Source organism: Natronoglycomyces albus, assembly GCF_016925535.1.
Lineage (GTDB): Bacteria > Actinomycetota > Actinomycetes > Mycobacteriales > Micromonosporaceae > Natronoglycomyces > Natronoglycomyces albus.
Map to the genome: position 1 here is coordinate 131,053 of NZ_CP070496.1, position 20,102 is coordinate 151,154.

Below are 20,102 nucleotides of genomic sequence, written 5' to 3' on the forward strand. Positions count from 1 at the left end.
AGATGAATGAATGTGAGAACGCCTGTGGAGAACCGTATGGGGCATGACCATGCGGAGGACGTGACACCCCCCTCTCCGACCCAGTGGCGCAAGTCACCGGGGCTCATGGTTCGCGGTGGACTCGTTGGCGTTGCCGAAGCTGTCCCTGGAATCTCCGGAGGCACCGTTTCTTTGGTGGTCGGTATCTATGACCGGCTCATCGACGCGGCAGGCGACACTATCAGCGGCATCAAGTTCGTGTTGACCGGTCGTTTCTCCAAAGGCTGGGCGACGTGGAAGACCGTCGACTGGCGCTTTATCCTTCCCATCATCGCGGGCATGTCCGTGGGGCTCATCGCCGCGCTGATGACCGTCGCCCCGCTGCTGGAGGACCATCCGACTCAGACGCGGGCCGTCCTGTTTGGGATGATCGCGGTGTCGGTGCTGGTTCCACTCCGCATGATGCGACAACGCATGCGGCCGGTCGATTGGGTTTTGTTGGTGGCCGGGGTTGTTACCGCCGCGATTCTCACCAGCCTCCCTCAATCGCAGGTGGGCGACCCGTCGTTGTGGCTGGTGCTCTTTGGGACTGCGATCGCGATCAACGCGCTGGTGGTACCAGGTTTGTCCGGCTCTTTCATCCTGATGGCGATGGGGCTCTACATTCCGGTGCAGCACGCTGTTTCGGATCGGGATATGGCCTTTATCGGCGTCTTCTTTCTGGGAGCGGTCATCGGGCTTTCGGTCTTTGTGAAGCGGCTGCAGTGGCTTTTGCATCACAAGCGGCAGGCAACGTTGGCCGTCCTCGCGGGTCTCATGATCGGTTCATTGCGGGCACTGTGGCCCTGGCAGGACGACGATCGCATGTTGCAAGCGCCAGAGGGTCATTTGGGTATACCGATCTTGCTAGCCATCATCGGCGCATTGATCGTCACGGTCGCGCTTATCGTCGAGGCGCGCGCGGCCAGTAAACAAGACGAGAGCTGAACCTCCGCACTCCATACTGAGCAGGGCATATCTGGTGGGGACCAGGTGTGCCCTGATTTTTTTGTCACTAGGCGTAACCCCGTTGTGCCTACGCCGTTAATCAGGGTGGTTGGTGCGACGGTCACTGGCCACCTTGGCTGCGTGTCAAGTGTTGACCCACCGCGGCGATCAAGCCTCCACCTGCCGCCGTATCCGGTCAGGTGTTTACGCACGGGTCGTCGGTTCACCGCAGTCCGGCACAAGAGGCCGAATCCAGGTCTCACCAGCAATAACCTAGATCCTCGTTTTCGTGCGAGGTAAAGCAATGGACAAGGCGAAAAGTCATGAGCGCACTATCTCAGGTTCGGGCCAGCGGTCGACGCCGCTCGTTCCTGCCTGCGCCCATGCGGGTGGCCCGATTCGCGGGCTTTGCCAAGACCGGTCCACGGCGGGGGGAAAATGGCGCGGCCCCAGCTTCGCCAGCGCGCCGATTTGTCTCCACGATCGCCTTTGCGGCCTTTGCCGTTGCGGGTGGAGCTTTTATGTGGGCGGCTGCGGCTACGGCCCACGAGGGCGATACCGACGGCTTGGTGCAGTTGTCCGGAATCCTTGGGGAGGCCCCTGCTCTTGGGCCGGGGATCGATAGCCCGGCTGATGGAGCGGCACTTCTTGTCGCCCACAACAAGGACCAGCCTGGTGGCAGCGTGTTTATAGCCGCGAACGAACCCGACGAGGTTTCCGGGCTTATCTCGGGCTCGAAGCTTGACGAAGCTGGTGGGGTACCTGGCGAGCGTGACTCGGGAGTCTCCACGGCCGGGGCCACTATCGCCGAGCAAATGCGCATCGATGTTTCCGATGTTGATGGCCTGCTGGCTGACAGCGGTGTTCTTTCTGAAGGAACGCTACTCGAAGCTGTTCCCATGGTGGAGCTGCCGCTAGAACAGCCCGACGGCACTTCCATCTTTGACTCGCTTGACTTGGCAGCGGTTGCTCCGTCCGGTTCGGCTTTTGAACAGTTGCCCGCCGACGTCATTTCCCCGGCTCGGGGAACCGATTCGGTGGTGGACAACGGGTTGTTCGACTCATTCAGCGTGGACCTTGACACCGTGTTTGGTCAGCAGGCGACGGCCGTTTTGCAGCACGTCCTCCCAGCAGGCTCCAACGCGACGGCAACGTGGAATCACAACCCGTCCGGTGCTGTTGCGAACGGCCTAGCCCTCCGGGCAGCCGGTGATTTTGACGAGAGTGCTCCTAAGCCGGAGCCCGCGCCGAGGCTTGATGTCTGGCCTGGCGACGTGGATCGGGAGTCCGTGCCTGCCCTTGGGCAGCTGTGGGAGCTCACTAGTGAGCACCGCGGTGGCTTTAACCTGGACTTCAATCGCGAGTCGGCCCCATTCCGAGGGGTGGCCACACCCACGGGCAGCCTTGCCGGTGCTGGTAGCGCCATGGGCGGCGAACTTAACCCGTCGTCCCTTGCCGTGCATTTTGCGCGTGGAGCGGATTCCGATGTGGTCCTTCAACCTGGTCAGATGGCTCGTGCCCACGCGAGCGAATATCTGACTTCGCCTAGTTTTTCACCCGACTAGCCTCCCAACGCAGAACCAAGTAGTGAGTTCTGCCGTGGCGCCTGAGCGGTGCGCACCCTTTTGCGCATAGCGGCCCACCATATTTCGCACCCACTATCGGTGCTGCCTCAGGTTGCTGAATTGATAGACCACATCCCACAAAAATACTGGAATTCACTAGCGCCTAAAAGGCGTGAGATCCAGTGTAGATAACCAACCGAAATTGATGTCATATGCGAGTAGGGCTACATGAAAACGAAAGCTCTGAACATCGCCTCCACGATGATTCAAGTTTCTTGTCAGCATCGCTGAGAGATCAATTTCAACTCCAGGAAATCACCATAGAGAAAGTAGTTGAGTACGCTTTCTCACGAAAGGAAAATCAGTGAAAAACCGCATTTTTCGGACAGCGACCCTTGTTGGAACTTTCGCAGCCGGAGCATTGTTGGTAGCGAGTGCTCCCGCGAGCGCGGGCGAGTCGGACCAGCACGATAAAGACTTCCCGAAAGGTAAAGACTGGGATGTGGCGCAATACGAGCCCACGCTAGCCGATGTGCAAGGAATGGTTGATGACGTCACCACCGATCAAATAATAGTGGACGATGTGCTGGCCGCTGTGACCAGCGAGGACCTCGATGCCACGTCATCTCTGCCTATCCTGGCCGGTCTCTACGCGCTAGAGGACGCCTTGGGAGCGTTCGAGACTCAATCGCCCGTGACCTCAGATGATGTCGACGCGGCCGACGTATCGGATGTGGTGGAGGAGAACTTTTGGATTCCGATCCCCGAGCCGATCCACAGCATCACCGACGCCGAGGTGAATTCTGGAATCGTTGATGTCCCAAACACGACACCAGGCAGCCCGATGACGGATGACGCCGACCCGATGGCCGGTGACCCGGTCTACCACCTGCTGCAACTGCTTGACCGACTGCAGCCGACGCCTTAATGCACGAGCCCATATCGCACGCCAGCGCGTATCGCTTTGTGTGAGCGATTCCACGATCGGCATTTACGTTACTTTTACGCGTTCCGTTCGTTGATCTATTGCAGCCGTAAAGGACGCACCAGCTCGTTGCACTGGCGGGTAGGGGACTCATTGCCCATCGGGCCGATGTATTTCTCAGCCATCAGTGATGTAGAGGTTGCCACGGCAGCAGCAATGGACGACACGGCCGTTGTGCGAGTGGAGAAAATAAAAACTACCAATACCACCGCGTGTCAATCCAATACGACACCTGCGATGCGGGATATAACCGTAAAGCAAAGGTATTGGAAAAACTAAATACTCGGCAGACTGAGCCGACGATTGACAAATAAATATGTTCCTGCCTTGTCGAAGGTGGTTCCACGAACTCGCATGTGTGAGCACGCGGACCACAGCAGCTTCCGGAACGGTGGACGTCGGAGACGACCCGCATCGGGACATCGAGACCCCGCAACACGCATGGGCAACCTTGCGCGGCAACCCTCGACTTCCGGTCTGAAAGCCCGCCCGTGTTGGTTGACAGCTCTTCGGAGCTACCGCAGGGCTCGGTTTTCCAGCCGGGCCCCGGAGCACGAATCTGAAGCACCGTCAGAACGAGAAATTGGAAGCGACGGGAAGAGAACGTGTGAGTCCGCACCCGGTGCGGATCACGCAACGCTCGGCCTACGAGTTGACCTCCGACTGTGCGCCAGTCCCACCCCAGGTGGGGCCCATCGACAAAGCTCGGACGCACCGTAACCCATCGTGAGACCACGGAACATATGTCGCCGTTGATCGCCGAACCTCAGTCAGCCATCCCGAAAAGTTTCTTTCACCGAAACTGCGCTCTCGACCGGACAGCAGTCGCTCCAGCATCCACCTGGAGCCCAGAGACGATTACTCGCCTAATCGACTCGCTGGTCGCCGCAGAGAACAGCCTCGGCTGAAAGTACACGGGGGACACGGAACTAGCAATAACTATCCTTCCCTGAAAGGTGACACTTCGTGAACAACAATTGGGCACGCCGGGCCGGACAGACCAGCGCTCTCGCTGCTGGTGCGCTGCTCGTGGCCGGCACTGGAGCCGCTCACGCTGACGCCGTCTCGCACGACAACGTCGGAGCCGGTAACGGCAACCAGGTGATCGCGCCTATCCAGGCTCCGATCAACATCTGTGGTAACGCTCTGGCTATCCTGGGTGCCGCCAACGCTGGCTGTGTCGGTGGCGCTAGCGCCACCAACAACGCTGAGACCGGTGGCGCCGACCTCCACAGCCACGACAACGTGGGCCTCTTGAACGGCAACCAGGTTTACCTGCCTGTGCAGGCTCCGGTCGACATCAGCGGAAACGCTGGCGCCGCCGGTGGTGCTGCCAACGCCTACTCGACCGGTGGCTCCAGCGCCGTGATCGAAGAGTCCGGTCACGTCGAGGAGTCCCTGCACACGCACGACAACGTGGGTGCGCTCTCCGGTAACCAGGCCGAGGTTCCCGTTCAGATTCCGATCAACGCCTGCGGCAACGCCGTGGCCGCTGGTGGAGCGGCGAACGCCAGCTGTGAGGGTGGCGCTGACGCCACCTACAACGGTTCCGCCGACCTGCACAGCCACGACAACGTGGGCCTGGGCAACGGCAACCAGCTGTTCGCTCCCATCCAGGTTCCGATCAACGTGTGTGGCAACGCGATCGCCGTGCTCGGCGCCGCGAACGCCTCCTGCGAGGGTGGCTCCAGCGCTGTCATCAACCCGCCGGAAGAAGATGGCGGCAAGGGTGACTGGGACAAGGGCGGCAAGTGGGACACCCACGCCTGGGCCGAGCAGTCTGACGTCGTGGAAGAAAGCCTTCCGCTCGTGGGCGACCTGACCAGCACCGTTCCTGGTGCCGACATCGTTGACGGTCTCCTGGGTACCGGCCCTCAGCAGCCGGTTGTTCCCGCCAACCTGGTTCAGGGCGTTTAGTCCCTAACCCTCGTAATACGCATGCGTGGGCGCTGCGGTTCGCTTGTGGCACTTAGCCAACCAGCGACTGCTAGTCGTGACATGGCGCGGTGGCTCGACTCTTCGAGCTGAGCCACCGCGACTGTGAAGTCACGTGGCCGCCGGTGCTGCTGACAGCTTGGGCCAAGAAATGGGTCTCGGAGGTGTCTCTAGTGCCAGCGCGGTGCCCCGGGTGGAATACGTGTATCGCCGCTCAGTGAAGACGACGTCAAGGACTTTGAGCTGAGGCGACGATGAAAGTGAAGTGGCCGAGTTTCAACTCTTCATGAGTTGAAACTCGGCCACTTTTGTTGCCCGGCTTCGGTATTCAGTACGATCAGGTGCTCAATGAGCGCACTGTATGTGGGCGAGGCTAGATGTGGCTGGGGGCGTCTATGTTGCGCACAGCCCGGCGTATGAGTCGCGAGGTTTACCGACCGGGCTTGCCTCGTGCTTTTCGGGGGCGTGATGTGTGGCTGGTTCGGGGTCGTCCGGTTTTCCTATCTTCGGGTTCGCGTTCGGTGCGGCTTTGCGTTTGAGCCTTCCGGTGTCGGTTGGGTGTGGACGTGGTGGAGCTGGTCGGGGTGGGCCCGGACTCGCCGCAAAGCTGGAACAACTCCACCCACTGGTGGGCGGTTAGGTCTTTGGGGAGCGTTCGTTGCCTAACCCCAGCGTGCGCCATCCAGCGGGACACTTCCCTAGTCGAGGGGCTTGTGCGTTTACCGGTTCTGTTAGCGTGCGACACAATCTGCGGTAGTCCCAGGCCGCGCCCGGTGAAAATTCTTCGCACAAAAGCGTGGTATTGCTGACGGCGGGAACGGCACAACAGTGGCGTCTCGCGCCGCGACATGGTGAAGAGCCCTCCATCGACATTGGGCATCGGCCGGAATGATCGGGCCGGTAGGCGAGTGATGAGTTCGAAGTCGAACCAGGGCCACCATTGCGCGGTCATCATGGTGGCGCCACCGACTCCGGCTCGGCGGCGTGCGACTTCCCACTGTGCCACCAGGACCGCGTCTGTCCAGTCCGGTGCGTTGAGTAGGCGCCGGAGGATTGCTGTGGTCTGGTGAAATGGCAGGTTGCCAACGATCACGTGTGGGAATGGGGGCAACCGATAGGAAAGGAAGTCCCCGGTGAGGATGTTGGTGTTGTCCGCGACCCGTGCGCGGAGCCGTCGAGCATAGTGTGGGTCGATTTCGACGGCGGTGATGTGGCGGTTGAGGCGCTCCAGTCCGAAGGTGAGAGCACCGCCGCCGGGACCGATTTCGATGATGGGGCCATCAGTGGCCGCGACCGATGTGAGGATCGTTTTGACCGCTTGCGGGTCGATGAGGAAATTTTGGCCTAGTTCGTGGCGGCCGGGTAGAGAAGAAGGCATGGGAATGGGCTCCGCAAAGCTTGTCGGGAGCCGGGCAGAATGAACTTCCGCACCGGCAATGGGCCGAAATGCGGCGGAGTCGAGCGTTAAGGATGCATCGCCCGCCGCTAAGCGCAGCGGATGCGAATCAAGTTCGAGTTCATAATTCCCATGGCCTAGACGTTACTCATCGACCCGGTCACGGTTCAACCGAATTTTGAGGAGTTGGCAGGTCTCTGTCGCTACAACCCGACGACGTCGATGGGGCGGTAGGCCGGGGCTTCGCCCTTTGGCTGGTGTCCATAGTTGGAGTCGAACAGGACCAGCTGGTTGGCTACCCAGGTGGGGCCGTGGTAGCGCCGCAACGTGAGTAGGTCTTGTGAGGCCTGCTGGTTGGTGATGCGGTCTCCGGGCCGGGCAAGAGTGATGTGGGGGCGAAATTGTTTGCTATCGGGCGTCAGCCCTGAAGCGGTCAGTTCGGAACGTACGTCGAGTGCGAGTTCGACCAGAGCGTCCACATCTCCGTCGATGCCCGCCCAAACCACCGAGTAGCGGCCGCGCCCGAACCGGCCACCGCCTGCGATTGCCAGTTCGATCGGGTGGGATCGCTGGGCGGCCCGTCGTATGGCGTCGGTGACTGCCGGAATCGCCGGTGGGGCCACTTTTCCCAAGAATGCGATTGTCAGATGCCACCGGTCGTGACTGACCATGCGCGAGGAGCGGCCGGATGCGCGGCCGCGCATCGATTTTTGGGATGGTGAGCTGGGCGTATGGTGGCTTGGTTTCGCGCGTGTGGCTGGGCGGTTGCGGGAGCTCGCCGTGTTGATATCGGCGTCGTTGGTGTCGAATCCGGTGGTGCGTTGATGCTTGGCGATATGCAGGTCAGCCACGACAGATTGCAAGTCTGAGGCGACATCGGCGGGAACCGGGATGGCTACGAAGAGGCGCAGTTTCTCCGTGGGCTCGGTCCGGTTTGCGTGCGGTTGCGGTTGGGGCGACGGGGGTGTCGACGCAGCCGCCGGTGGGAGCCCATTGGCGGTGGGCCCCGAGGTCGAGGGCGAATTCTTGGGTTGGGCGGTGCGGATGGTGCTCACCGGGCCTCTCACGGAGTGTCTGGTGTCAGGTCCGATTGTCCCTGTTCATGGGCGGCGGCGACGGCTTTCGGGGCTTGGCGACGTGTCTGGCTTGCCAATGCGCGGCGAGCCTGGGTGAGAATCGCGGCGGTACCCGCTGGCTCCCGCCGACGGATGCTAGCCCGGGCTCGGCCATATGCCGCGGGTTCCACAGGTGCTTGGGGTGCTGTGCGAACCAATCGCGTCGGGCCGACCACGGGTATGGAGGCTGGCGTCCTCCGCGGCTAGGAGCGAAACGCCGTTGTATCCGCGTGAGCCGTAGGTCCAGAGCCGACCGGTCACAGGTGCGAAGGCGTGCCTTCCTGCTGGGGTTGGGCGGTGCGCGCCGATGCCAGGTGTCGATGACCGTGCTGCTCTGAACCGTCCACGCTACTAGCTGACATGCGGGTGCGCTAGGGCTTTTCCCGGGCTACGAGTGGCCGTGAGCGAATCCGAAGTTTTCCTAAGGGGAACGTTAATGCCCGGTTGGGAACAGCACCCGAATCCCAACCGGGCAGGTGCGGCTGAGAGCCGCACTGTGAGCACAGTCTGTGTGGGCCGCTTCTGGCGAAGCTGGCCTGTTGTGGTCTGGTGGAGCCGGTAAGCGGCTACACCGGTGCTGTGTGAGACCTCTTTTCGGAATCGGAGCGTTGTGGTTGGAACTGGTCGCGCTCGTCGAACTCGTTGGGTTCGGCGGCGTCCCAGCCCTGGGCTCGGGTGCGGTTGTCCACCTTGGACAACTCCTCGGCCACATCTTCTTGTGAGCCCGGTTGTGCGGTGACATCCTCGGGCGGGTTGATCGCCACCGGCTGGTGTTGTGCCTGAGCGATGCCAGAGGCTTCGGTCATTGGCGTAGCGCGGCGGGCCAGGGTCGACTTCCGCCGCGCCTTGGCGATGTAGGCGGCGAAGGCCGTCAACAGGGTGACGATTCCGCCCAGCCACAATCCGGCGCGGGCTCCGTACATTTCGCTAATCCAGCCGACAATCGGCGCGCACAACGGTGTTGAGCCGATGAAGACCAGCATGTAAAGGGCCATGATCCGGCCCCGGTAGCGGTCGGCGACGCCCATTTGCACTCGCTGGTTGGCCGATTGACCCGCGAACACCATCGCGAAACCGGTCGGTACGAGGAGCATCATGGCGATGATGAACGTCGGGGCGAATCCGACGGCGGTTGTGCCGATGCCAAGGGCGAGGCAAGCGCCGAGGACGGTATAGATGCCTGGCCTGGTGTGGCGTTTGCCGCTGGCGAGCGCCCCGGCTAGCGCGCCCACCGACAGGCTGGTGATGAGCAGCCCGAAGGTATCGGCTCCGGAATGGAATTCGGTCTTGGCCAAGAGCGAGAGCGTGACGGGGAAGTTGAAGGCGAAACCGCCGACGAACAGCATCACCACTAGGACGAGGGTTAGGTCGGGGCGGGTGCGCAGGTAGCGAAGCGCATCGACGATTCCGGCGTTTTCCTTGCGCTCTTCGCGGCTGCGGGGTGCCACATGGAGCGGGCGGCCCAGCAAGGTGACCATGACGGCGATGGGAACCAGCCAGGCGGCGGCATTGAGCGCGAGAACGACACCGGTGTTGGTCAGGGCGATGAGCAGGCCAGCGACTGCGGGACCGGTGATGCGGCCGATGTTGAAGGTCGCGGAGTTGAGCGCCAGCGCGTTGGGGAGGGTTTCGGAGTCGACCAGTTCGGCGGCGAAGGCTTGCCTGGAGGGCCCTTCGAGGGCACTGGTGGTGCCAAAGCAGAGCATGAAGAGGTAGACGTGCCAGAGCTCGGCGTTGCCGTTGAGGACGGTGATGGCAAGGACGCTGGTCATGAGGACGTTGCAGACGCCGCCCAGGAGGAGGACTTTGCGTTTGTCGAAGCGGTCTGCGAGTCGTCCGCCGAGGAGGGAGAGGACGAGGAAGGGGCCAAATTGCAGGGCCATCGCGGTGCCGAGTGCCGTTCCTGAGTCACCGGTGAGTTCAAGGACGAGCCAGCTGGTTGCGGTCATTTGCAGCCAGAATCCGATGGTGGCTACGACTTGGCCGGAGATGTAGACCCGGTAGTTGCGCACCTGGAGGGCTCGGAAGGTGTCTTTGAAGTGGTGGCTCAGTATGGGTGACATTGGTGCTGGGGCACTCCTTGTGGTGGTGGCTGCTCGGTGATGGTCTGCCGCTGTTGCGGCGGGCCTCCTGTTCGTCATCGCGCCGCAGTAAAGGCCCTGCCGTCCGCTGCCAATGGCAAGCGGGCGCGGGCCTCAGGGGCGAAAATGGCGTGGTCCTGCGTGTGGTCTATCGGTGCCGAGGGGCTGGGTGTCGATGTTGAAACAGTCGACTAGCCGGTCGGCTAGTAACTAACATACCTACTAGCCGACCGGTAAGCAACTGGTTTTGACGTCCGCCACACTTTTCGTCTCAACTATTGGAATGGCCATCACTATGGTGGCAGTGTTTGCGCAGCTAGCCATGAAAGGGCTAACCGCAGGCGCCGGAATCTTCACTCGTGAAGGTGAGTCCAGGGCGTAGCCAGCGGCGAGTGCTAATCGGCCAAGCAGCAGTTGACAGCCCCAGATTGAGGACGAGCCTATACCGCAAGGGCACCGAGCCATATCCCACGCGCAGCAGTGCCGAGGCGGTCCGTACTCAGAAACCGAAGCAAGGAAGCGCCTACCCTGGGCTCGAAAAAACCGCTCGGGCAAGGCGGCACCTGGCCGGTCGTCTCACCTAAGCGGTTCTCGATCCCATCGCCAAAAGCGACGGGCATGGTCCTATTATTCCGAACGCGAGCTGGTCGCGGAGCCAAACAGCACATCATCCCAAGCAGGGAGACGATTGCGGGGCCTCGATGACGACGCCGAGCGCGCACCAGAGGCCGCGCCGGAAGCCGCAAGTGGCAGCCCGTCGTCCATGTCCGGCTGTTCGTCGGTGTGCGGTTCGGATGAACCCACGCGGCTGGCTGGCCGTAGCACCGCCAGCGAGGGAACTTCAGGCGTGTCCTTTGGCTCGGGAACCGAGGTACCGGGAAGGCCCAGCGGAGCCGTCTTCTTTTCGGCGCGGCCACCGTCGTCGAGCGGACGCTCCAACACCTCACGCAGGCGGTCTCGACGCAGCGGATCGCCCTCGGCATCCGCGGTCGAATCCGATCCGCCGGTGACTCCGTGGAGCGGATCCCGCGAGGGACGTGCCGGAGACGAAGTGGGTCGAGTGCGTGCTCGCGGGGCGCTCGTGCGGCCGGTATCGAGCCGATCGACGCTCACCGAATCGCTATCGTCCTCATTGGCCTGTGGGGCCGGAGTCGACAGGAACTGTGCCATCTCGTCATCGGGCGAAACGCTCTGCCGAGAACGGTCCAGTTGCCAGCGAGCCATGGCCGTGGATTTGCCACTGGCCCACGAAGCCTGGATTCGCCAGGAACCGTCTTCGAGTCGCCACGCGTCCCACGACACCGACTCGGGGTCGACTCCATGGGTTCCTAGCTTCGCGTCGACGATAGTGGACATGCGTTCGCCGCGTTCCGACGTGGCAAGGCGGGCGCGCCTGGCCGCTTGGGCGAGCATCGCGCGTTCTTGCAGCACGGGTCCGGCGTAACGCAGGACCCGATCGACCTGGACTCCTGCGGAGCGGGCGATGTCCTCGGCGGATTCGCCAGTGCGGATGCGCGTCTGGATATCGCGCGGAGACAGGGAGATCGGTTTGGCGCTAGATCCCTCGCCAGCGCTGGTGCCGCCTGCTTGGTCGGCTTTTGTCGGCGAGGATGACGCGCTGGTGCCTGAGCCCAGCTTGTCGTCGACGGCGCTAGAGATGCGCTCGTCAAGTGGCAGTGCGAGCAGGCGGCCGAGCTCGTCTGCTAGCACCAAGGCTTGGCCGTCCTCAGAGAGGGCGACGAACCGTACTGGCCTCATCCCCTTCACCCCTTGCCCTATCTCAGTGGCGCGTTTCAGTTCTGCAGCTTTGTGGGAAATGCTCAGATCTAATGCGTGTTTGTCAGTCTAATGCGCTGTGGTTGCGCGATTCTGTTCAACCGTACCGGTAATCGACCACTGCCGGGAGGGTTCGCGTGGACTTAGTTAGGCCATCTCTTGCTGTGGGTGGGATTGTGGAGTACATTAGCGCGCGTGTCGCCCAATCATTCTGCTGGTGAGGCCAGTTCCTCCGAGCCCGAAACCTCCGGTGAAGCCTCGGCTTTCCCTTCGGCTCTGGCCTGGCTACAGCGGTACCCCGATCAGCCCGCCCCCCAGCCGCGGCGCATGAGAATGACCCCCATCGGGGTAGCTGGAACGATGATATGGGCCGTCGCCGCCGCTGTCTTGACGTTTTTCCACGAGGACTTGAAAGCCGCCGATGTGGGATGGCTGTTGACGTGCGCGCAATTGGGGATAGTGATCGGGATCATCGGCACGGTGGTCATGGTCGTGCATGACCGGCGAGGAGTCCGCGCCAACGGAGCGCTACGGGAACATCCCGACGACAGCGAATAGCGGCTGAAATAAAGAAGACTTCGGCGACTTGTTAAACAACGAGGCTTATGCAAAAGTGCAAATTCAAGGCCGCAGGAGGCGAAGTCTACGCAGGTAAACGAGCCGACGAGAACGCTGAAAAGTGCCTTTTGCATAGGCCTCAACGCAAACCTCGCCTGCGGCGGGGTTGCATCAGCCCCTAAACACAACCATCGAGGGCACAGCGAACGCTCCTGTAAAGAGCACTCAATTGCGTAGGATGCGGCTAGCGCTTAGAGCTGATCGGGGCTTTCATCGTCATAGACCACACCCGTGCGGTCTATATTGGACTCGTCAATCTGGATAAAGTCCGAGATTTCCGAATGCGCCCCACAACCGTGATCCGCCGAAACCGCCCGGCCGTCGTCACTGGCAAAGGAATTCGCGCACACACCGAATACCTGCCGCATCGAACCGGCCAGCGGAAGATAAAAACCACACGTCCCACAGCGCGCCGCGTCCGGAGCCGACTTCGCCGCGTCCGACTTCGGCCCACCCGGACCCTCATACCAGCGCTGCGCCGCCTCCTGGCGGCCCTCCCGGTTGAGCACCCGCTTGCGGCCAACCCCCAGCTCGTAGGCGACCTCTTCCACCGCGTCGTCTTCCGAATACTGGTAGGCGGGCATCAGACGATCGTCGTCCTCTTCGGTCGGCAGGATCTCACCCACGCCGACATCCCCGGCCTCAACTCGCTCCGACCACGGAACCCACGCCGGAGCGCGCAAAGCGTCCGGTCCTGGCAACAGCGCCGACTCGCACACGGTCGCCGTCCGAGCACGCGAGACGCGCGTCACCACCACGGCCCAACGCCAACCGCGATAACCGGGCAGCGTGCACTCAAAGAAATGCGTCACTGTGCGCTCAGCCTCTGGCTCCGCGCACAGATATTCGCCCACTCCTTCGGCGACGTCGGCAATGGCCTCACGCGCCAAATCAGTCGCCTCGGCACAAATCTTGTCCAGGCGCGGTTTCGCCCCCTTGCGCTTACTAGCGGCAACGGCGGCGTCGTCAGTGGTCTCAGTCGAAGAGCTCTGTGGCACGTTCCCAGCATAGGTCAGGAATCATCGCCGTGCCGTCGGCCCCATGCCCACCGGCGACCAATATGGGGCAGCTCACGTGGACAATTGAGCTATGTCGCTGTTGATAGTCACCGCTGTGGAGGCCGAAGCCCAGGCAGTGCGCACCGCCTTTGCCAGCCGCCCTGGCCCCACCGTCATCGCCGGGGGCGTGGGCCCCACCGCCGCCGCCGCCGCGACCGCGCGAGCGATCGCGCTGGCCGAAGCCGCGCAGCGGCCCTTTCGAGCCGTCATCAACGCGGGCGTCGCCGGAGCGTTCGCGGGTCGAGCCCACATCGGCGATGTCATGATCGCCACCGCCTGCGTCGCCGCCGAATTGGGCGTGACCCTGCCAGATCGGCATCAGCCACTGGACGAGCTGGGGTTTGGCACCAACCGCCTCACCTGCTCTGGCGAACTGACCAAGGCCCTGGAAGGCCGCAGAGGCCAGTTCCTTACCCTCGCGGCCATCACCGGCTCGCCCGAACTGGCCGCGAGCCTGGCCGATCGCTATCCCGACGCGCTGGGCGAGGCGATGGAAGGATTCGGCGTCGCGCAGGCGGCCGACGCGGTCGGCCTGCCGTTCGCCGAAGTTCGCACCGTCTCCAACCTGGTGGGCGACCGTGACGTGGCCGGATGGGATTGGGAGGCAGCCTTCGCCAGCCTGACCAAAGCCTTCCAAACCTACCCGGAGGTCGCCGATGCCCACTGAACTGCACTTGGCGCACTCCCCGTGCCCCAACGACACCTTTATCTACCACGCTTGGACCCAGGGGCTGCTCGAGGCCGCGCCACCGGTGCGCCTGACGTTTGCCGACATTGACATCACCAACACCGCTTGCCAACGCGGAGAATTCGACGTGGCAAAAGTGTCCTTCGCCGCGCTGCCGTACTTGGCCCAGGATTGGCAGCTGCTACCCACCGGAGGGGCGTTGGGTCGCGGCTGTGGACCACTGGTGGTGACGAAGTCGCTGCGGCGACGTGAGGACCTCAATGGGGCACGCATCGCCGTGCCCTCGCAGCGCTCGACCGCCTATTTGCTGTTTCGCCTGTGGGCCGAGGGGATTTCTCCCCAACACGTTGAGGTGGTGTCGTTCGACCAGATCATGCCGCAAGTACTCAACGGCACATATGATGCGGGTCTGGTTATTCACGAGGCCCGCTTCACCTATGAGTCGCTGGGTTTGAGCTGCCTGGAGGACTTGGGCCAGTGGTGGGAATCGACCACTGGCGCACCGATTCCCCTGGGCGCGATAGTGGCCAAGCGGGAACTGGACCCAGAACCGATTACCGAAGCGATCAGATCGTCCCTTAAACACGCGTGGGCCCATCCGGAAGCATCACGCGCCTATGTGGCCGAGCATGCCCAGGAACTGTCAGCCCAGGTATGCCAGGCGCACATCGACCTATACGTCAACGAGTTCAGCTACGACTTGGGGGAACAGGGACGCGCCGCAGTAGAGACGCTGCTGGGACGCGCCGAGAAAATTGGGCTGGTGCCAGGCGGGAAATCCTGGTTCGATTAATGCTCGGGCCCACCGCGGGGCATTGGTCGCCAGTAGCGTCTATCCTCAGGCGGGACGGTCCCGGTCGTCCAATATGGTCGGGCAATGAGGCGCTAGCGTCTCACCCGGCCCGGATACGAAAGGGTGTGTAGTGCCAACAGGTCGAGTCAAGTGGTTTGACAGCGACAAGGGCTTCGGATTTCTCTCCCGCGAGGAGGGAAAGGACGTCTTTGTGCACCGCGACAATTTGCCCGAAGGCGTGACCGAACTGGTCGCCGGGCAGAAAGTCGAGTATGGAGTGATCGATACCCGGCGTGGAGTGCAAGCCATGTCGGTGGAGATCCTGTCGCCTCCGGCCAAGGCAGCCGCCCCTGAGAAAAAGAGCGAACGGTCGCCCGAAGAACTGGCCAGCCTGCTTCAGGACGCATTGCAGGTGATTGAGTCGCAGATCTTGCCGCCGCTATCGCGCGGCCGTCGACCCGACCGCAAGATCGCATCGAGAGTCTCCGAGGTCATGCGGGCCGTCGCCGACGAGCTGGAGGGTTGAGACGAGCCAGCTAGTGCCCAGGTGAGTCATCGGCCCCTAGCTGGTGTGCATTGTCGCCGGGTATGTCCGCCCTCAGGTGTTCTCCCCGGCGCGGGCGTCTTCGGCGATAGCTAGCAGCGCTGCGGGCGTCGTGGTCTGCTTACGCTGCACGGTGTCGGGGATTTCGGGGTGCTCGGCTCGCCGGGCCTGCCGTCGATCCACCAGTACCTCCCCGGCCGCGTCCTCGGCCACCGGGGACCGGCCGGTGGCCCGAAGCCGCTCCATGAGCGTGCGCCGGGCGGTCGCTGTGACGAGAACCGTCGGCGCCAACTGGCGCAGTTTCAGGTCGCTCAGGCGTGAATCGGCCAGGATCTGGGCCAGTTCCTCAGGTGAATCGCTGCGAATGTAAGTAGAGGCGACCCCAACCCGGGTGCCACCGTGCTGCTTCGCGACCCCGGTCAGCAGATACCGCACCGGTTGCGGCAGCGGCTTGTCCGAGCGTTCGACGAGGCGTTTTTCGACCTCGTCGATGTCGTAGCCCGAGTCCAAGGCGCGGCGAATGCTCGCTTCGTTGAGCCGCCAGACGGTCACGTTCGCGCCCTTTGGGTCTCGGTCGGCCAACAGCTCCAACTCGGTGAACAGTGACGCCGAAGGAGTGCCTGTGACCATGATCGAAAGGTCGGACTGGACCACGATCTGATCGGTCGTCTCCGGCAAATGGATGCTCAACACCGTCTCGGCGGTGTCATCACGCTCAAACCCGAGCGGGTCGTCGTCCACATTGCGTTCCAGGTCGGCCAGTAGCTGCGCAGCGTAGGAGGTCAGGGTCAACGGCGGACCCGGCTTCACCGAGGCGATGACCAGCAGCCCCCATTGTTGCGCTTCGGCGATCGTCGTGGCCACACATTCGGCCAGATTCTTACGCGGCCACAGCCACCGCGCCAGATCGCAGATGTCCTCGCTGGTGCCGCAGGAGTCGATCAGCCAGTGCAATACCTGGCTGCGCACCCACGGCAAGTTCGTACGTTCCAATCCGTTTCCCAGCACAGCCGGACGGGCCGCGGTGTTGGTGTCCTCCTCCAGACGCGACAGATCGCGGGTGGTCAGCAACCATGCTTGTGCCAAGCGGGTCCAGCGTTGGGCGCGCGGCAGGGCCCGCCAGGAATCGAAGTTGCGCGACGGCAGGAAACCGTCGTCACTCAAACCGAGCAACCCGGCGCTGTAGGTCGTCTCCAATAGACTCGCGATCTCCTTGGGCGAGCGCCCCAGGCTGGTGGCGAGCCTTCGCAGCACCGTGGTGCCGACCCCGCCGGTCCGTAGTGGCTTGGCCGGAGTCTCGGCCAGCATATTGAGCAGGTCCTCAACTTGGGTGAGGACGTTGTCGGCCTGGGTGGCGACACTACCGGGACCAGAGGTGAGATTCGCGGGCAACTCGTCTAGCTGCGGGGGCTGCGGTCGCGAGCGGCCCAAGGGGCCCGCTTCGCGTCGCAACAACACACCCATTTCGCGCGGCAGCTCGACCGTCGTCGGCCCGATGGGAACCACGAGGTGATGGTCGAGCAGAAACGCCGCCGCCGAGTTCTCCTCAGGGCTGAAGGCGTCACTGACCTGACCCACCGGCGGGCCCGAGGCCAGCCGTTCCAGCATTTGTTGGGCGGCGGTGGGCGCTTCCAGGACGGTGCGCCGCAGCCGCGCGCCCACCGCCGCTAGCGCGGCGGCGTCGTCATCCAGTTGCGCGGCGGGGCGACCGAGCCCGGCCGGGTAGGGCCCCAGTACCGATGGCAGGTCGGAGGGAAGGCGCAGGTCTTCCTCCGGGCCCCACAACAGCGCTTGGTGCCGTAGTTGCGCCAGCGGCTGTGTCCACTCGTGTGGGTCCAGGCCCATCGACTTGATTGAACTCAGGGTGGGGGTGGCACCGGCGGGGGTGGCCAGTGTCAGGGCCTCCAAGAGGCGAAGTTGGGCTTCGTTGAGGTTGTCGACGGCCTTTCGTAGAGAGGCGGTCGTGGTGGCGCGAGCCGCGAGGGCCGCCAAGTCGCGCGGCGGGGGATACGCCAGGTCCGGACGCAGTGCCAGAAGGGTGGCCAGCGCGCGGTCGTCTCGACGGGACAACTCGTCGCGCAGACTGGATGCAGGGGTTGGTCGCATCTGTATAACGGTACCCGCCCAAGATCCGAATCGGGTCCTTCGCAAGGCTGATCACTCAAGCGTCGAACCGCGACTCGCTGCGTTATTTTTGCAGGTGGGAGGAGCTGTGTGCGGAAATGGTGGCGGCTGATGAAGTAGCCAGACAGTGACGTGAGATCACGGTGGCTCCGCGCGGGAGGGCCCGCTTGGGTTTCGGGCCTCCTGCCCAGTGGGACCCATCCACGGCGTTACCTTGAGGTTTGTATGCGTGAGGGTCGATTCGCTGTCAAAATGTGAAACATGACAAAGAAAAAGGACGGTACGTCCCGGGCGCAGCAAGTCGAGCCCGGACACCTACCGGTGAGCGAATGGGCCGGGATGTACGCGGGGAATCAGCCACCGTTTGGTGACGACGCCAGCGACCTGCCCATGGGGATCGACAAGTTGAAGTGGGACTACTCCGCGCCGCAACCGCCGCGCATTCTAGACGAGGAACGTCGCCTAGCCGAATATGAGGAGATGGACCGGCAAGAACAGACCCGCCGCGAACGGCGCTGAGACGCCGCCTAGACCTACCGCTTGCCGTCGTGTGAGTGGATACACCGTCACGCCTCTATGCGACCGGCCTGGCTCTGGCTAGAATTTCTGCCATGGCGAAAAAAGATCTGACCCAGGTCAAGAACGACTCCAAAGTCAAGGTCGTTCCCGACGGGCACCTTCCGGTCGGTGAATTCACCTCCGCTCACATCGGCGGGTCCTCCCCGTTCGGGGAGAACGTGAAGTTCCCGATGCAGGTGTCTAAGGTGCGCTGGGAGCACTCGAAGAAGGTCGGCCCGCGCATCCTCGACGAGGAGCGCCACTAAGTGCCCTTGCGGCACTGACACTGTCGTCATATCGCGCAGAAAAGTCGCCCGGTCCGCCGGTGCGACTTTTTGTCGTGCCTGGGTTGTGATGGTGGACTCATGCGGTGGGCTGCCGATAGAGTCGAACTCATGAACGCCTCGAATGAGTTGTACCGGGCCCTGGGGACCGTGTTGGAAAACGCCGAACATGGGCCGCAGCTGTGCGGAGTCATCGCCATGTCGTACCCACCTTTGGGCGGTGGCTACGACATCGAGGGCTGGTCGTGGGAGTCGGTGGCCCATGAGGAGGCAAGCGGAGTGCGGTGGGGCAATTTCGTGTTGACCGGACACTTCGACGGCGAAACCTTCACCCTCACTCAGCCACCTGAACAGGCCGAACGCGATAGCCAGCAACGGTATCCGGAACTGGGGGAGACTGGTCCGGGAGAACCCATTCGAGCTGTTCGCGGCTAGACTGGCTCTATGGCATACCCACCCCACTTTGAGCCTGGTTCCGGCGCGGAATCCAACGACGCCGCAGGCGAGTCTTCCGGCCCCGACAGCTCCAGTAACGGTGCTGCTGCGCCGGATGTGGCCGCAGCCCCACTTTCGGCTGATCCCAGTGGCGGCGGTGCCGGGGCCGAGGTCCCTTACGCCCCTGGGTCCTCCTCGGGTCCGGCCGCTGGCGAAACCGAGCAGATGAGTGCCGATTCCCTTCCGCCGACGGGAGCCCAGACAGCGGCCGCTTCACCGGTCAACCAGCCTCCGCCACACGTGCCCCAGATGTATTACCCGCCTGGGCAGCCCGACCAGTGGGCGAACTGGCACCCGCAAGAGCCGCAAAAATCTAGGGCCGGCCGCATGGCTCTCATCATCGTGCTGTTCGTGGCGCTGGCCGCTGGTGGCGGTACGGCTGGATACTTGCTGTTTCAGCCCGAGGAAGCCTCAGTTGCCACAGGAGACGACTCGACTACGAGCGCCCCGGAGGAGACATCTCCGCCTGGGGACGACGACTCCGAGCCGCCAGCGGATGCGTTCGATATCGAATACCCGACGCCGGGTTCTCCGTGGGAGCCGTTCGAGACCGAGGATGCGCACAGCCCCGGTGTGTATGACAATGTCAGCTGGAATATCAGAGTCACTGACGTGTGGATCGGTTTTCTCCAGTTCGGGATGCTCGACCGCGTCTCGATTGTGCATGATGCGGACGACCCTGAACAGACCATCCAGCAAATAGCCGACAACTTTGCCAATACCAGCTTCAGCGGGGTTGAAGGTTTGCAGATGTCTGCCATCGACTTCAGCGAGGTCACGGTCGAGGGGTCGCGGGGCGCGGTCCTGGGCGAATTCGAGCTCACGTGGGACGACGCGGCTGAGGGCATTCCCGATAGTGCCGAGGACGTCGCGTTGATTGTGATCGACCTTGACGGCCGGGACGCGGTCGTGGGGCTGGCAGCGCTGCCCGAATCGATAAGTGAGCACTATGAGGATGCGGTCGATCTGCTATCGCAGGTGAGGATCAACTAGGGCGAGGCTTTTGCCAGCGGTTGAGGTTTGAGCGTTGGCCGACTCGGGTGGTGCCTGTTGGCAAGTCGCCGTCATTGCGGCTTATGCAAGTGGCATTTTCGGCGGTCGCGTCGGCTCGTTAAACTTTG

17 protein-coding genes and 1 pseudogene are annotated in these 20,102 nt (G+C 62.8%); 12 read left to right on the top strand and 6 right to left on the bottom strand.

Translation table 11 applies throughout. The features are described 5' to 3' along the window. The first annotated feature begins 6 nt into the window (after window positions 1-6). The 4 genes from JQS30_RS00505 to JQS30_RS00520 all read left to right on the top strand — a co-directional run bounded on the left by JQS30_RS00505 (window position 7) and on the right by JQS30_RS00520 (window position 5,433). Window positions 7-966: a DUF368 domain-containing protein gene (locus tag JQS30_RS00505; protein WP_213171468.1), complete on the top strand. Its 960-nt coding sequence runs from the start codon at window positions 7-9 to the stop codon at window positions 964-966. A 323-nt stretch (window positions 967-1,289) separates the two neighbouring features. Continuing rightward, on the top strand, window positions 1,290-2,531 hold the full coding sequence (locus tag JQS30_RS00510) for a hypothetical protein (protein ID WP_213171469.1): 1,242 nt from the start codon (window positions 1,290-1,292) through the stop codon (window positions 2,529-2,531). Window positions 2,532-2,895: 364 nt separating this feature from the next. Then, window positions 2,896-3,459 (top strand): hypothetical protein, encoded by a 564-nt coding sequence (locus tag JQS30_RS00515; RefSeq protein WP_213171470.1) that lies wholly within the window; start codon window positions 2,896-2,898, stop codon window positions 3,457-3,459. 1,023 nt (window positions 3,460-4,482) lie between these two features. Next, a complete protein-coding gene (locus tag JQS30_RS00520; RefSeq protein WP_213171471.1) occupies window positions 4,483-5,433 on the top strand; it encodes a chaplin family protein in 951 nt (316 codons plus the stop codon). A gap of 616 nt (window positions 5,434-6,049) precedes the next feature. Here JQS30_RS00520 and erm read toward each other — a convergent pair. The 4 genes and pseudogenes from erm to sepH all read right to left on the bottom strand — a co-directional run. After that, a pseudogene (erm, locus tag JQS30_RS00525) lies at window positions 6,050-6,829 on the bottom strand (23S ribosomal RNA methyltransferase Erm); the annotation flags it as partial. 221 nt (window positions 6,830-7,050) lie between these two features. Next, window positions 7,051-7,902, bottom strand: coding sequence for an RNA 2',3'-cyclic phosphodiesterase (gene thpR / locus JQS30_RS00530; protein WP_213171473.1), 852 nt, complete (start codon window positions 7,900-7,902; stop codon window positions 7,051-7,053). Between the two features lie 626 nt (window positions 7,903-8,528). Continuing rightward, on the bottom strand, window positions 8,529-10,025 hold the full coding sequence (locus JQS30_RS00535; protein ID WP_213171474.1) for an MFS transporter: 1,497 nt from the start codon (window positions 10,023-10,025) through the stop codon (window positions 8,529-8,531). Between the two features lie 645 nt (window positions 10,026-10,670). After that, window positions 10,671-11,801, bottom strand: a complete 1,131-nt coding sequence (sepH, locus tag JQS30_RS00540; RefSeq protein WP_213171475.1) for a septation protein SepH — start codon at window positions 11,799-11,801, stop codon at window positions 10,671-10,673. Between the two features lie 213 nt (window positions 11,802-12,014). Between sepH and JQS30_RS00545 the strand changes: the two genes are divergently transcribed. Then, window positions 12,015-12,377 (top strand): DUF2530 domain-containing protein, encoded by a 363-nt coding sequence (locus JQS30_RS00545; protein WP_213171476.1) that lies wholly within the window; start codon window positions 12,015-12,017, stop codon window positions 12,375-12,377. A gap of 251 nt (window positions 12,378-12,628) precedes the next feature. Here the strand turns inward: JQS30_RS00545 and JQS30_RS00550 are convergent, their stop codons facing one another. Then, window positions 12,629-13,357: a DUF3027 domain-containing protein gene (locus JQS30_RS00550; RefSeq protein ID WP_343076237.1), complete on the bottom strand. Its 729-nt coding sequence runs from the start codon at window positions 13,355-13,357 to the stop codon at window positions 12,629-12,631. A gap of 169 nt (window positions 13,358-13,526) precedes the next feature. Between JQS30_RS00550 and mqnB the strand changes: the two genes are divergently transcribed. The 3 genes from mqnB (at window position 13,527) to JQS30_RS17470 (ending at window position 15,502) form a co-directional block, all read left to right on the top strand. Then, entirely contained in the window at window positions 13,527-14,162 is a 636-nt protein-coding gene (gene mqnB / locus JQS30_RS00555; RefSeq protein WP_213171478.1) for a futalosine hydrolase, read from the top strand. Beyond that, window positions 14,152-14,976: a 1,4-dihydroxy-6-naphtoate synthase gene (locus tag JQS30_RS00560; protein ID WP_246497979.1), complete on the top strand. Its 825-nt coding sequence runs from the start codon at window positions 14,152-14,154 to the stop codon at window positions 14,974-14,976. The genes mqnB and JQS30_RS00560 overlap by 11 nt, the downstream gene beginning before the upstream one ends. Before the next feature lie 130 nt (window positions 14,977-15,106). Beyond that, a complete protein-coding gene (locus JQS30_RS17470) occupies window positions 15,107-15,502 on the top strand; it encodes a cold-shock protein (protein ID WP_213171479.1) in 396 nt (131 codons plus the stop codon). A gap of 72 nt (window positions 15,503-15,574) precedes the next feature. Here the strand turns inward: JQS30_RS17470 and JQS30_RS00570 are convergent, their stop codons facing one another. Further along, complete coding sequence (locus JQS30_RS00570) at window positions 15,575-17,626, bottom strand: helicase-associated domain-containing protein (RefSeq protein WP_213171480.1); 2,052 nt, start codon at window positions 17,624-17,626, stop codon at window positions 15,575-15,577. A gap of 279 nt (window positions 17,627-17,905) precedes the next feature. Here JQS30_RS00570 and JQS30_RS00575 point away from each other — a divergent pair, with 279 nt between their 5' ends. The 4 genes from JQS30_RS00575 (at window position 17,906) to JQS30_RS00590 (ending at window position 19,974) form a co-directional block, all read left to right on the top strand. Next, window positions 17,906-18,163: a hypothetical protein gene (locus tag JQS30_RS00575; RefSeq protein ID WP_213171481.1), complete on the top strand. Its 258-nt coding sequence runs from the start codon at window positions 17,906-17,908 to the stop codon at window positions 18,161-18,163. Between the two features lie 92 nt (window positions 18,164-18,255). After that, window positions 18,256-18,468 carry a hypothetical protein gene (locus tag JQS30_RS00580; protein WP_213171482.1) on the top strand — a complete coding sequence of 71 codons (213 nt, stop codon included), beginning with the start codon at window positions 18,256-18,258 and terminating at the stop codon, window positions 18,466-18,468. 129 nt (window positions 18,469-18,597) lie between these two features. Continuing rightward, window positions 18,598-18,921, top strand: a complete 324-nt coding sequence (locus tag JQS30_RS00585) for a hypothetical protein (RefSeq protein ID WP_213171483.1) — start codon at window positions 18,598-18,600, stop codon at window positions 18,919-18,921. Window positions 18,922-18,930: 9 nt separating this feature from the next. Further along, window positions 18,931-19,974: a hypothetical protein gene (locus JQS30_RS00590; protein WP_213171484.1), complete on the top strand. Its 1,044-nt coding sequence runs from the start codon at window positions 18,931-18,933 to the stop codon at window positions 19,972-19,974. Window positions 19,975-20,102 lie beyond the last annotated feature (128 nt).